The organism is Buchnera aphidicola (Periphyllus lyropictus) (genome assembly GCF_024029895.1).
GTDB lineage: Bacteria > Pseudomonadota > Gammaproteobacteria > Enterobacterales > Enterobacteriaceae > Buchnera_J > Buchnera_J aphidicola_BA.
Genome location: NZ_CP097457.1, coordinates 408,171 through 422,085, shown reverse-complemented (window position 1 = coordinate 422,085; position 13,915 = coordinate 408,171). Strand labels below are relative to the sequence as shown.

The 13,915-nt window shown below is 17.5% G+C and carries 11 protein-coding genes and 1 other RNA gene; 7 read left to right on the top strand and 5 right to left on the bottom strand.

Annotated features, from left to right (window positions below; genetic code table 11):
* Positions 1 to 55: 55 nt before the first annotated feature.
* From M5J13_RS02105 to pta, 3 genes are all read left to right on the top strand, one after another.
* Complete coding sequence (locus M5J13_RS02105) at positions 56 to 865, top strand: transglutaminase family protein (RefSeq protein ID WP_252837260.1); 810 nt, start codon at positions 56 to 58, stop codon at positions 863 to 865.
* A gap of 84 nt (positions 866 to 949) precedes the next feature.
* Positions 950 to 2,152 (top strand): acetate kinase, encoded by a 1,203-nt coding sequence (locus tag M5J13_RS02100; protein WP_252837259.1) that lies wholly within the window; start codon positions 950 to 952, stop codon positions 2,150 to 2,152.
* A gap of 54 nt (positions 2,153 to 2,206) precedes the next feature.
* Entirely contained in the window at positions 2,207 to 4,342 is a 2,136-nt protein-coding gene (gene pta / locus M5J13_RS02095; protein WP_252837258.1) for a phosphate acetyltransferase, read from the top strand.
* A gap of 876 nt (positions 4,343 to 5,218) precedes the next feature.
* Here pta and gyrA read toward each other — a convergent pair.
* Positions 5,219 to 7,723 (bottom strand): DNA gyrase subunit A, encoded by a 2,505-nt coding sequence (gene gyrA / locus M5J13_RS02090; protein ID WP_252837257.1) that lies wholly within the window; start codon positions 7,721 to 7,723, stop codon positions 5,219 to 5,221.
* A gap of 225 nt (positions 7,724 to 7,948) precedes the next feature.
* Here gyrA and M5J13_RS02085 point away from each other — a divergent pair, with 225 nt between their 5' ends.
* On the top strand, positions 7,949 to 8,839 hold the full coding sequence (locus M5J13_RS02085) for a DUF2076 domain-containing protein (RefSeq protein WP_252837256.1): 891 nt from the start codon (positions 7,949 to 7,951) through the stop codon (positions 8,837 to 8,839).
* 169 nt (positions 8,840 to 9,008) lie between these two features.
* Here the strand turns inward: M5J13_RS02085 and M5J13_RS02080 are convergent, their stop codons facing one another.
* On the bottom strand, positions 9,009 to 9,611 hold the full coding sequence (locus M5J13_RS02080; protein ID WP_252837255.1) for a redoxin domain-containing protein: 603 nt from the start codon (positions 9,609 to 9,611) through the stop codon (positions 9,009 to 9,011).
* A gap of 171 nt (positions 9,612 to 9,782) precedes the next feature.
* Between M5J13_RS02080 and ung the strand changes: the two genes are divergently transcribed.
* Positions 9,783 to 10,439 carry a uracil-DNA glycosylase gene (ung, locus tag M5J13_RS02075; protein WP_252837515.1) on the top strand — a complete coding sequence of 219 codons (657 nt, stop codon included), beginning with the start codon at positions 9,783 to 9,785 and terminating at the stop codon, positions 10,437 to 10,439.
* Between the two features lie 62 nt (positions 10,440 to 10,501).
* On the opposite strand, the gene grpE is transcribed toward ung, so the two are convergent.
* Positions 10,502 to 10,873, bottom strand: coding sequence for a nucleotide exchange factor GrpE (gene grpE, locus M5J13_RS02280; protein ID WP_354667646.1), 372 nt, complete (start codon positions 10,871 to 10,873; stop codon positions 10,502 to 10,504).
* 519 nt (positions 10,874 to 11,392) lie between these two features.
* Positions 11,393 to 11,772: a transfer-messenger RNA gene (gene ssrA, locus M5J13_RS02070) on the bottom strand.
* A 151-nt stretch (positions 11,773 to 11,923) separates the two neighbouring features.
* Between ssrA and grxD the strand changes: the two genes are divergently transcribed.
* Positions 11,924 to 12,247, top strand: coding sequence for a Grx4 family monothiol glutaredoxin (grxD, locus tag M5J13_RS02065; protein ID WP_252837254.1), 324 nt, complete (start codon positions 11,924 to 11,926; stop codon positions 12,245 to 12,247).
* Positions 12,248 to 12,349: 102 nt separating this feature from the next.
* On the opposite strand, the gene rnt is transcribed toward grxD, so the two are convergent.
* Complete coding sequence (rnt, locus tag M5J13_RS02060) at positions 12,350 to 12,994, bottom strand: ribonuclease T (RefSeq protein ID WP_252837253.1); 645 nt, start codon at positions 12,992 to 12,994, stop codon at positions 12,350 to 12,352.
* Positions 12,995 to 13,267: 273 nt separating this feature from the next.
* Here rnt and M5J13_RS02055 point away from each other — a divergent pair, with 273 nt between their 5' ends.
* Positions 13,268 to 13,879, top strand: coding sequence for a superoxide dismutase (locus tag M5J13_RS02055; RefSeq protein WP_252837252.1), 612 nt, complete (start codon positions 13,268 to 13,270; stop codon positions 13,877 to 13,879).
* Positions 13,880 to 13,915: the final 36 nt, after the last annotated feature.

Here is a 13,915-nt window from a genome sequence, read left to right as displayed (position 1 = left end):
TTTTTATATAAATTATGTAATTTTAAATATATAAATACTTTATTTTGGTAAAAATATGAAATGTTTTTATAATATTGATTTTTCTAAAACAACAATTTTAGAAGTAATTATTTCTTGTTTAAAAAAAATAAAAAAAAATTTTCCTAAAAAATCTATATTATTTAATTTAAAATCTAAATTAAAAGAAATACGAAAAGAAATTAATTTTGAAAAAGACATGAAAAATAAATTAAAAAAATTATTAAAATTTTTTTATTATAAATGGAAATTTAGAGAAATGGATGGAAAATATAATATTACAGATTCTTTATGGTTAGATAAAGTTATAGAAAGTAAAAAAGGTATTTCTTTTTCTTTAGGAATAATTTTATTATTTTTTTCAAAAAAATTAAAAATTCCTCTTAAATTAGTAGTTTTTCCTACTCAAATTATTTTAAAAATAAAAATTTCTAATAAAAAAGTTTTATTTATAGATCCGAACAATGGAAATTTTTTAAGTATTCGTTTATTAAGTTTGTGGTTAAAAGGTAATTTCAATTCTAGTGCATTATTGTATGATAAATATTTAAAAAAAGCTAATTATCAAGATGTTTTAAAAAAATTTTTAAATTCTTTAAAATCTTCTTTAATGGAAGAAAAAAAAGTAGAATTAGCTTTAAAAGTAAGTAATATATTATTAAAAATTTCACCTAAAGATCCTTATGAAATTAGAGATAGAGGATTAATTTACGCACAATTAAAATGTTATAATGTAGCTATAAAAGATTTATCTTATTTTATTAAGAATTGTCCGAATGATCCAATAAGTGATATAATTAAATTAAAAATTGAATCTATTTCAAAAGAGTTTCATATTTTTCATTAATTTTTTAAATTTTTATTATTTACTTTAAAAATAATTTAAGATTTAATAATTTAAAATTTTCTTTTTAATTTTTAGGTGTTAATAATGTTAAAAAAATTAATTTTAGTTTTAAATTGCGGAAGTTCTTCTTTGAAATTTTCTATTATAGATCCTATTTTAAAAAAAACTTTTGTTTTTGGATGTGTTGAGTGTTTATTTTTAATTAATCCTATTGTAAATATAAATGTAAATTCTAAAAATTATAAAAAAATTTTACCAAATTATTCTGATCATCATAATGCATTAAATTTTGTTTTAAATTTTATTAAAAAAAATTTTCATAATTATTATTCAAAAATTTATGGAATTGGTCATAGAGTAGTACATGGTGGAGAAAATTTAAATAAATCATCGATAATTAATCATAATATTATTAAAAAAATAAAAAAAGCTTCAATTTTTGCTCCTTTACATAATCCTTCTAATTTAATTGGTATTCAAATTTCTTACAAATTTTTTCCTCATTTAAAATTTAAAAACGTAGCTGTTTTTGATACATCGTTTCATTCTTCCTTACCAAAAAGTTCTTATCTTTATGCTATTCCTTATAAATTTTATAAAAAATATAAAATTCGTAGATATGGAGCTCATGGAATCAGTCATAATTATATTGTTAAAAAATCACAAAAAATCTTAAAAAAAAATAAAAGTTCTTTAAATTTAATTAGTTGTCATTTAGGAAATGGTTCTTCTATTACAGCAATTAGAAATGGAAAATCTATTGATACTTCAATGGGATTAACTCCTTTAGAAGGTTTAGTAATGGGTACCAGAAGTGGAGATTTAGATCCTGCAATAATATTTTTTATGTATAAAAAATTAGGAATAAAATTAGATGATATTGAAGAAATTTTAACAAAAAAATCTGGTTTATTAGGATTAACTGAAAAAAGTAGTGATTGTCGTTATTCTGAAAAAAATTATAAAAATAATAAAAAAGCAAAACTTTCTATAGATATTTTTTGTCATCGTTTAGCAAAGTATATTAGCGCTTATAGTTCATTGATGAAAGGTAGGTTAGATGCATTAATTTTTACTGGTGGAATTGGTGAAAATTCTTCATTAATAAGGAAATCTGTTGTTTCAAAATTAGAATTAATTGGTTTTTTTATAGATAAAAAATTAAATATTTCAATTAAAAAAAATAAAAATTATTTTATTAATAAAAAAAATTCTCGTAATATATTAGTAATACCAACTAAAGAAGAATTATTTATTGCTATTGAAACAAAAAAATTAATTTATTAATGAATTTTTATCAACATTTTTTTAAAAAATAAAAAAAGTTTTTATAGGAAATTTATGTCTCGTACAATTATGTTAATTCCAATAGGAAAAAATAAAAGTTTAAATTCTGTTTCATTAGGTTTATTAAATATTTTAAAAAAAAAAAATATAAATTTAAATTTTTTTCATCCTTTTATAAAAAAAAATTCTATATATAAATCAGAAGATTATTTTTCTTATTTAAAAAAAAAATTTAATTTAATAAATATTATACCTTCTGTTTGTATAAAAAATTTTAATTATTTTTTAAATTCTAAAATTTATTCTGATTTTTTAGAAAAAATTTTTAATAGATATTATAAAAATAATTTTAATGAATTTTCATTAATTGAAGGAATTTCTTATAATAAAGATATTTCTATGGATTTTTTTAATCAATTAAATTTAGATATAGCAAGAATTTTAGATGCTGAAATTTTTTTTATAATTACTCCAGATAATAATTTTATTAAAGATTTAAATTATAAAATACATATTATAAAAAAATATTTTATGATATTTAATCGTTTTAAAAATTCTGGATTAATAATTAATTTTTTAAATAATATTAATTTTGATAGTTTTAATTTGTTTAATAAATTTTTTTTATCTAATTCTTCACACAATTCTTTAAAAAAAAATAATAATTTTTCTTTTAATTTAATAGAATATCAAAAAATTCCAATACTAGGTATTTGTTCTTTTAAAAAAAATATTTCATTAAAAAGAAGTATTTTTTTAAAAAAATTAAAAATAGAAGTTATTTATTTAGCTGATATTAAAGATATATGTTTTAAATTAATTCTTTTTTGTTCAAATAATTTTTTAGATATTATTAGTGATTTAAAAAAAGAAACATTATTAATTATTAATTTATCTAATAAATTAATTTTGAAAAATATTAATAAATTTATAAAAAATAATAATATTTTGTTTTCTATCTTGATTTTAGGAAATAATTTTATAGATTTTCTTCAAAGTGATTTATATTTTAATTTAAAAAAATTAGGAGTTTCAATATTTTTTTTAAAAGAAAAATATAAAAATTTATTTTATTTTTTAAATAAAATAAGTATGATAAATAATAAAAAAAATAAAAAAAAATTAATAAAAAAAGTAAATTTTTCTTTTCTTTCTGATAAAATATATTCATTTTTTTTAAATAAAAATAAAAAGAATAATGATTTATGTTCTTATCAATTTTTATATCAAATAAAAAATAAATTAATAAAAAAAAAAAAAACTATTATTTTACCAGAAGGAGAAAATGAAAAAATTATTCAAGCTGCTTATTTATGTTTTAAATTAAATTTATGTAATTGTGTATTATTAGGTGATATTAAAAAAATTAAAAGAAAATCTTTAGTTTTAGGTTTTTCATTACCTAAAGAAATAATAGTTATTAATCCTGATTATTTAAGAAAAAAATATATTAATTATTTTAGAGAAGTTTATAATTATCTTTCTTTAATTGAATGTAAAGATATTTTAAAAAAAAATAATATTGCATTATCTATGCTTTTATTAATTCATAATAATAAATATGATGGAGTAGTTGCTGGAATTATTAATACTACTGCTGATGTTATTAGACCTGCTTTAAAATTAATAAAAATGAAAAAAGAAACAAATTTAATTTCTTCAATTTTTTTTATGTTATTTCCAGATAAAGTTCTTATATATGGAGATTGTGCTATTAATCCTAATCCTAATGCGTTTGATTTATCTGAAATTGCTATACAATCTTCTGAATCTGCAAGAAATTTTGGAATTGATCCAAGAATAGCAATGTTATCATATTCTACTAATGATTCTGGATCAGGATTAATGGTTGAAAAAATCAAAAAAGCTACAGAATTAGTTCATAAAAAATGTCCTGATTTAATTATAGAAGGTCCTATACAGTATGACGCAGCAACTGATATAGAAGTTTCATTAACAAAATGTGTTAATTCTAAACTTTTTGGAAACGCGAATGTATTTATTTTTCCTGATTTAAATAGTGGAAATATAACTTATAAAGCTGTACAAAGAAATAGTTCAATTATTTCTATAGGTCCTATTGTTCAAGGTTTAAAAAAACCAGTAAATGATCTTTCTAGAGGAGCATCTATACAAGATATTTTATATACTATTTCTTTAACAGCAATTCAATCTGATATGATAAAGTAATAAAATATTTTTTAAATGTTTAATTTTATAGGATATAGTTTAATGATTATATTACTAGATATTTTTGAATAAAATAAATTGATTTCATGTTTTTTTTTATAATTTAAATTTTTTAAATTCTGTATTTTATATTTTTTTTTTTTTTTTTTTTTTAAATTAATTTGTCTAATTGAATAAGAAGTATTTTCCATTTCTTAAGGAGTAACTTAAAAATTATCTTAAATTAACTAAGAATTAATCCAAGGAATAGGATTAAAAAAAACTTTAAAGTATGATTTAAAATTTATAGTTTTTATTTGAATATTATTTATATATTTAATTTATTAATATAAAATTTCTTTATTTAAACCTAGTATTAATTTATTTTTAAATAAATATTTTTATCTAATTTTTTTTGTTAATTATTAAAAAAATTATAAGGTTTTTTTTTATTTTTTATTAATTTTTAATATCTTTTTTTTATTTTTCTATTTTTTTTTTTTTTTTTTTTTAATTAAAAAAATATTAATATAAATTAGGAATATTAAATAAATTAATTTTTTTTTGTTAATTATTAAAAAAATTATTTAATAGTTTTTTTAAAATATTTATAAAAAGTGTATATATATTTTATGAAATTTTTTTCTACTTTTTATAAAACTTTCAATTATTTTTATATTTATTATATTTATTTTATTTATTTTAATTCTAACTCTTTTTTAAATATGTTTTATAATAGAATTTTAAATAGAATTAGTTAAATTTAAATTATCATTATATTTTATTAATACATAAAAAAAACCTAATTTTTTTAGGATTTTTTACTCCGTATATAATTGGTTTAGGTAAAGAAATTTTAAAAGTAGATATAGTTTCATATAATTATTTTTTGTTTTTTTATATTAATTTTTCTTTAATTTTTTGTAATCCAACTACTTTTTCTTTTTTAAACATTCTAATTAAAATTACCCCTTGAGTATTTCTTTTTAAAATATTTATTTCTGATACTCTTGTTCTTACTAGTTTTCCAGCATTAGTAATAATCATTATTTGATTATTTTCATTTACTTGAATTGCTTTTACAACAGATAAATTTTTTTTTGTTATTTTTATAGATATTACTCCTTTTGTAGATCTAGATTTTATAGGAAATTCTTTAATATTAGTTCTTTTTCCGTATCCTTTTTGAGTAATTACTAATATTTCTCCATTTTTTTTAGGTATTATTAAAGATACAACTTTATCTTTTTTATCTATTTTTATTCCTCTTACTCCTGTTGCGTTTCTTCCCATTGATCGAACATGTTTTTCTGAAAATTGAACTACTTTTCCTTTTGATGTAAATAACATAATATTATTTTTTCCATTAGTTAAAGAAACTCCAATTAATTCATCATTTTTTTTTAAATTTAATGCAATTATTCCTTTATTTCTAGGATTTTTGAATGCTTTTAGAGAAGTTTTTTTAACAATTCCTAAAGCAGTAGCCATAAATATATTATTTTTTTTTTTATATTCTTTTAATGGTAAAATAGCTGTAATTCTTTCTTTTAAACTTAATGGTAATAAATTTACTATTGGTTTTCCTCTAGAATGACGACTAGATTCTGGTAATTGATATACTTTCATCCAATAAATAATTCCTTTGCTAGAAAAACATAATATTGTATCATGAGTATTTGCTACAATTAAATTTTCAATATAATCTTTAGATTTCATTTTAGCTGCATATTTTCCTTTTCCTCCTCTTTTTTGAGCTTCATATTCTGTTATTGGTTGATATTTTACATATCCCGAACGTGATAAAGTAACAACTACATTTTCTGACGTTATCATATCTTTAATAGCAATATCACAAGTTTTATCTGTAATTTCTGTTTTCCTTTCATCACCAAATTTTTTTTTAATTATTTTTAGTTCTTTTTTTATAAGCTCAATCATTTTAAATTTATTTGTTAATATTTTTTTTAAATAAGAAATATTTTTTATTAAATTTTTATATTCAAAAATTATTTTTTTATATTCTAAAGTAGTTAATTTATGTAATTTTGTATTTAATATTTTTCTAACTTGTTCTTTAGAAAAAGTATATTTTTCTAATTTATTATTTTTTTTTAATTTATTTTGTAATAATTTTTTAACAAAAGAATTTGTTTTCCATTTTTTAGACAATAGTATTTTTTTTGCTTGTTTTGTATTTTTAGAATTTTTTATACATAAAATTATTTTATCTATATTTTTTAAAGCAATTGTTAATCCTTCTAATAAATTACTTTTTTTTTTATATTTTTTATAATTAAATATACATCTTTTTGTTACTATGTCTTTTCTATGTGAAATAAAAGAATTTAATATTTCTTTTAAATTCATTAATTTTGGTTGACCTTGATATAATGCAACCATATTTATCCCAAAAGAAGTTTGTAAAGATGTTAATGAATATAATTTATTAAGAATAATTTCAGAAATAGATTCTTTTTTAATTTCTATAACTATTCTCATTCCATCTTTATCACTCTCATCTCTTAAAGCAGAAATTCCTTCTATTTTTTTTTCTTTTACTAATAAAGCAATTTTTTCTAATAATTTAGATTTATTAGTTTGATAAGGTAGTTGATATATTATTATTGATTTTTTTTTGTTATTTGAATTATTTTCTATTTTTACACGTGCTCTTAAATATATTTTTCCTTTTCCAGTTTCATATGCTTCTTTAATTCCTGATTTTCCATTAATAATTCCAAATGTTGGAAAATCTGGACCAGGAAGATATTTCATTAAATTTTTTATGCTAATTTCTGGATTTTTTATGTATTTTAAACATGCATCGATTGTTTCACATAAGTTATGCGGAGGAATATTTGTAGCCATTCCAACAGCAATTCCTGATGATCCGTTAATTAATAAATTTGGAATTTCTGCAGGTAGAATTTCTGGTATTTTTTCTGATCCATCGTAATTTTTAACAAATTTTACTGTATTTTTATCTAAGTCATTTAATAAAGTATGTGCTATTTTAGACATTTTTATTTCAGTATATCTCATTGCTGCAGGAGAATCTCCATCAATTGATCCAAAATTTCCTTGTCCATCAATTAACATATATCTTAATGAAAAAAATTGAGCCATTCTTACAATAGAATCATATACTGCTGTATCTCCATGAGGATGATATTTTCCAATTACATCACCTACAATTCTTGCAGATTTTTTATATGGTTTATTCCATCTATTATTTAGTACATGCATAGCAAATAGTATTCTTCTATGTACAGGTTTTAAACCATCTCTTACATCAGGTAAAGCTCTTCCTATTATTACTGACATAGCATAATCTAAATAAGAATTTTTAAGTTCTTTTTCTATTTTTATTTTTGTAATTTCTCGAGCAAATTTTTCCATTTTTTTACTTCTCTTTTAAAATAATATTGATTTTTTTTTTTTATATATTAATAATATAACATATTGAAATGATTCGGTGAATTTTAGAAAAAATATAATTTTTTTAATGTTTTTTTTTAAATAATTTTAAGTAGAATTTTACTATTATTTTTATTTGTTTTAATATTTAATAAAGTAACTAATTTTTTTTATATTTATATTAAATAAAATTTTTTAAAGGAATTTATGGAAAATAAAGAAAAGAAATTAATTAAATCGTTATTTAAAAGATTAAAAAATGCAGAAAAAAAATCTTCATTGAGAGATGAAAAAGCAGAAAAATTTATTAAAGAATGTTTATTAAATCAACCTAATTCTGTTTATTACATGATTCAAATAATTTTGGTTCAGGAAGTAGCTATCCAAAAATTACATAAAAATATTGAAGATTTAGAAAAATTAATTGAAAAAAATAGTTTTTCTCAATCTAATAAAAAAAGTTTTTTATCTGGTTTATTAGAAAAATACACTACTCCATCTATAAAAAAAAATAGTTCATCTATAAATCTAAAAAAAAATATACCTTTAAATATAAATAGAAAATATGAATCTTCATTTGGTAGTGATTATTCAAATATAATTTCTTCAGGGAGTAGTTTTTTAGGAAATGCTTTACAAACTGCAGTTGGAGTAGCAGGAGGAGTAGTAGTTGGAAATATGTTAACTAATTTATTTCATAAACATAAACCTGAAGATAATTTATTTAATTCTAATTCGGATTTTCCTTCTATTAATCGTTCAAAAGATTTTAATGAAAATGATTTATATTTAAATAATAATAATTTAAAATCAAGTTCTTTTGTTAAAGAAAATGATTCTAAAAATAATATTGAAGATATTAAAAATAATGATCTTGATAATAATTCTTCTGATTCTAATGTTTCTTCTAATGAAAATAGTGAATTAGATTCAAATAATGATTTATTAGATAATAAAAATTCTTTAAATATTGATGAAAATTCAGATAAAAACTCATATATTTCTAGTTCTGATAATGAAAATTCAAATTATGATGATGTTTCGGATGAAAGTTTTGAAACTGAAAATGATGAATTTTTTTCAGATGATTATTATTAAAAATAATAATTTTAAAATTTTTAATTTTTTTTTTTTGAAAAATATTAAATTAATTTTTTAAAAATTTTTTAATAAAAATAAATTATTAAAATTAATTTTTTATATTCGATTAGTTTTATTTAAATATAAATTATTAAATTTAATTAATCGAATATAAATTTTTTTTAAATTATATTTTTTTTATATTTTTAGATAAATATTTTGAGATTCCTTTATGATTTGGTGTTATGCTATTTTTTTTAATAGTCCAATTTGCAGGGCATACTTTTCCTGTTTTTTTGTATAAATCTAATGCATCTATCATTCTTATCATTTCTTGAATGTTTCTTCCATAAGGTAGATCATTAATTACTTCATGTTTTATAAATCCGTTTTCGTCAATTAAAAATGATGCTCTTAAAGCTACTCCTAAATTAGGATGTTCAATATTATAAGATTTTTGAATTTTTCTTTTAATATCTGAAGCCATTACATATTTTATTGGTCCAATACCTCCATTTTTATATTTAGTTTTTTGCCATGCTAAATGAACAAAAACTGAATCACAGGATACACCTACTAATTTTACTTTTCTTTTTTTTAGTTCTTCATAACATTTATTAAAAGCGATTATTTCTGATGGACAAACAAATGTAAAATCCATAGGCCAAAAAAATAAAATAGCTTTTTTTTTAAATATATATTTTTTAAAATTAAAATTATCAATTATTTTTTCGTTTTTTAAAACTGCTGATGTTGAAAAATCTGGAGCTAATTGAGCAACTAAAGTCATATTTTTTATCCTTTTATATTAATAATAATTTTTTTAATTTAAAAATTTAATATTTTATAATTTAATAAAATTTTATATTATAATACTTTATTTATTATTTATATATTATTTTATTTTAATTTTTTATTATTATAAATTTTTTAAATTTAATTAGAGATTTATATGAATAAAATGTTATTTACTTGGAAAAATTTATTAAAAAAAAAAAAATATAAAATTTTAGAAATAGTTAAAAAAATAAATAAAAAAAGAATTTTTAAAAATATTTTTCCAAAAAAAGAAAATGTTTTTCATGCTTTTTTTTTAACTAAATTTAAAGATATTAAAGTTGTAATATTGGGACAAGATCCATATTTTAAAAAAAATCAAGCTCATGGTTTGTCTTTTTCTGTAAAAAGAGGAGTTTCTTATCCTCCCTCTTTAAGAAATATATTTAAAGAAATTAAATCTGATATTAAAGAAAACATTAAAATAAATTCTGGATGTTTAGAAAATTGGTCTAAACAAGGTGTTTTTTTATTAAATTCAATATTAACGGTTTCTGAAAATAAACCAGGTTCTCATATAAAATATGGTTGGGAAAAAATTACAGATTATGTGATTTCTTTAATTAATTTATATCATTCTGGAGTAGTTTTTTTATTATGGGGTAAGTATGCTAAAAAAAAAAGTATTTTAATTAATAAAAATAAAAATTATATATTAACTTCTTCTCATCCATCTCCATTATCTGCTTATAGAAGTTTTTTTGGGTGTAAACATTTTTCTAAAACAAACAAAATACTTGTAAAACAAAATAAAAAAATAATAAATTGGAGTACAAAATAATTTTTTAAAAAAAACCTAATTTTTTTTAGATAAATGGCTTTAATTTAATTTTAAGCCATTTTTTATAAATTTTTTAAAATATATAAAAATAATCTTTTTTTTTTTTTTTTTATTTTTCTATTTTTTTTTTTTTTTTTATTTATTTTTATTTTATTTTTTTTTAAAAATTCTAAAAAATTTTTTTGAATTAAAAATATTCCTTGAAATTTAGGATTATCTTTAAAGTTTAATTTTGATATTTTAGAAATTAATTTATTAATATTTGTTAATACATTTAATATTTTTTCAAAGAAGAATTTTTTTTTTTCTCTTTTTATTTTATTAAATTTTTTGTAATATTCTTTTTTTATATTTTCTATATAAGCTAAAGTTCTTAATGGAATTTCTTTAATATTTTTTTTAATTTTAGAAATTGAATTGTTAACATTATATATTTTATTTAAGGTATTTAAATATTTTTTTTTCTTGTTTTTTTATTTTTTTTATTTGTTTTTTATTTTCTTTTTTTTATCTTTTTTTTTATTGATTTTTCCATTTTTTTTCCTAAGATTTTTCATAAAAAATTTTTATTTATTTTATAGTATTTTTAAATATAAAAGTTAATTTCTAAAAATTTTATTATTAATTTAAGAGATATTTTCATTTTTTTAAAAAAATAAAGAAATAAAGAAATTAATTTTTTTTTAAAATAATAATATTTATAAGAATTTAATAATTAATTTATTAATAATTATAAAAATCTTTTTATTTTATTAAATATTTTATTAAATTTTTATTAAAGTAATATAAATTAATTTTTTAAGAGGAAATATAAGTTTTATTTTTTTTTTTATTTTTTTAAAATAAAAAAATTAATTTTTTATAAATTTTAAAAAAATTTTATAAAAAAATATTTTTATAAGTTTTTTTTTTTTTAATATTTTAAGATTTTTTTAATTTATTTTTTCTATAATTTTTGGAGTTGGCGGGATTTGAACCCGCGTCCAAAATTTTAATTTTACTAAAACACTACATGATTAGTCTTTTATGTATTTTTTTTAAGCTTCTTTTTATTAAAGACCTATTTAAGAAACTGAGTTTTATTTTTTTAACATATTAGTAAAAAAACGTTACTGATATGCGATCTCTAATTTTTATGACCATTTTAGATAATCTTAATTTGTAAGAGAAAACAATAAGATTTAAATGGGCTTTAAATCAGTTTTTTAAGCTGCTAAAGCATATTCCTGTTTATTTTTTGCAGATATTTTATTTTCGGTTTTTTATCGAGGCAAACCGAACCTCGTCATGCGAATTAGTATTATAAAATTTTGTCAAATCCAAAATCAACCCCTTGAATTTTTTTCTTTTTTTTTTTTTTTTTTTTTATATTTTATAAATTTTAATTTGTTTATAATATATCATTATAATATGATATTGTAATATTACAAAATTTTTTTAAAATAACATTTATTTTAAAAGTTTTATATATTTTAGAGGATTTTATGGGTGTTATAAAAAAAATTAAAAGTCAAATTAAAAATAATCCTATTTTAATTTATATGAAAGGTTCTCCAAATTTTCCAAATTGTGGATTTTCTTCAAAAGCTATAAATATTTTATTTTCTTTAAAAGTAAAATTTTCATATGTTGATGTTTTACAAAATCCAGATATTAGAAAAGAATTACCAATTTTTTCTAATTGGCCAACATTTCCTCAATTATGGGTTTCTGGAAAATTAATAGGTGGAAGTGATATTATGGAAGAAATGTTCGAGAGTGGTAAATTAAAAAAAATAATTAAATTTGAATTAAATAGAAAAAATTAATTTAATATTTTTTTTAAATTTTTTATTAAGATGTGATGTATATTTTTTATATCATATCTTAAATTTATTAGAAATAAATATATAATTTTTATATATTATTTATTATATATTTCTTTTATAAATCGGCCATCCACCTAATTTTTTCCATCTATTAATAATTTTACAGAATAAATTTGCTGTTTGTAAGGTATCATATAAAGCTGAATGTGCTTGATTATTGTCAAAAGATAGTCCTATTGCTCTACAAGCTTTAGAAAGAACTGTCTGACCTACAGCTAGTCCACTTAAAGTAGCTGTATCAAAAGTTGCAAATGGATGAAATGGATTATTTTTTGATTGAATTCTTTGTGAAGCTGCCATAATAAAATTATGATCAAAATTTGCATTATGAGCAACGATTATTCCTTTACTACAATCGTATTTTTTGATTCCTTTATAAATTATAGAAAAAATTTCTTTAAATGCTTCTTTTTCACTAACAGCTCCTCTTAAAGGATTAAATGGATCAATTTTATTAAATAATAACGCTTCTTTTTTTATTAAAGATCCTTGAAATGGTTTAATATGAAAATGTATTTTTTTTTCTGTTTTCAGCCATCCTTTTTTATTCATAGTTAATGTAATTACTGCAATTTCTAAAAGTGCATCAGTAATAGGATTAAATCCAGCAGTTTCTACATCAATTACTACTGGATAAAAAGTTCTAAATCTATTACTTAATAAGTTTTCATTTTTTTTTATATGCATTATAATTCCATTATTTAAATATTTTAATATGATATAAACTAAAAATTTTTAATTTATAAATATTATTTTTTTAAAAATTTTTTATATTATATAGTAATATTAAAAAATATATACAAATTTTTTTTTTTATTTTTTAATTAAAAATTAACATATTAATTTATTTATGTTAAGAATAATTCAAATAAATTTATTAAAAAATCCAAATTTTCTAATACATTTTTTATATTATATATTTTATTTTATAAATTTTTTATGAAATAGGAGTTTAAAATTATGATTTATAAATTACCACATTTAGATTATAAATATAGTGATTTAGAACCTTTTTTTGATAAAGAAACTATGAAGTTACATCATCTTAAACATCATCAAACTTATATTGATAATTTAAATAGAGTTTTATTAAAAATTAAATATTCAGATTATACAATAAAAGAATTATTATCTTCTTTACGTTTTGTTTCTTTAAAATATCAAACTATTTTAAGAAATAATTTAGGAGGACATATTAATCATAGTTTTTTTTGGAAAATTTTAAAAAAAAATACTATTTTAAAAGGAAAATTAAAAGAATCTATTGAAAAAAATTTTTTAAGTATAGAAAAATTTAAAGAAAGTTTTGTTCAATTTGCAATGAATCATTTTGGATCAGGTTGGGTGTGGTTAGTAAAATCAAAAAATAATTTATTTATTACTACTACTTCAAATCAAGATAATCCTTTAATGGGAAAAAATTTTGTTCGTAGTTTTGGAAAACCTATTATTGGATTAGATTTATGGGAACATGCTTATTATTTAAAATATAATAATAGAAAATTAGAATATGTAAAATCTTTTTTTAATGTTATTAATTGGGATAAAGTTTCTAAATTATATTTAAAATAATTAAATTTTTATTTTATTGATTTTTTTATTTCATTA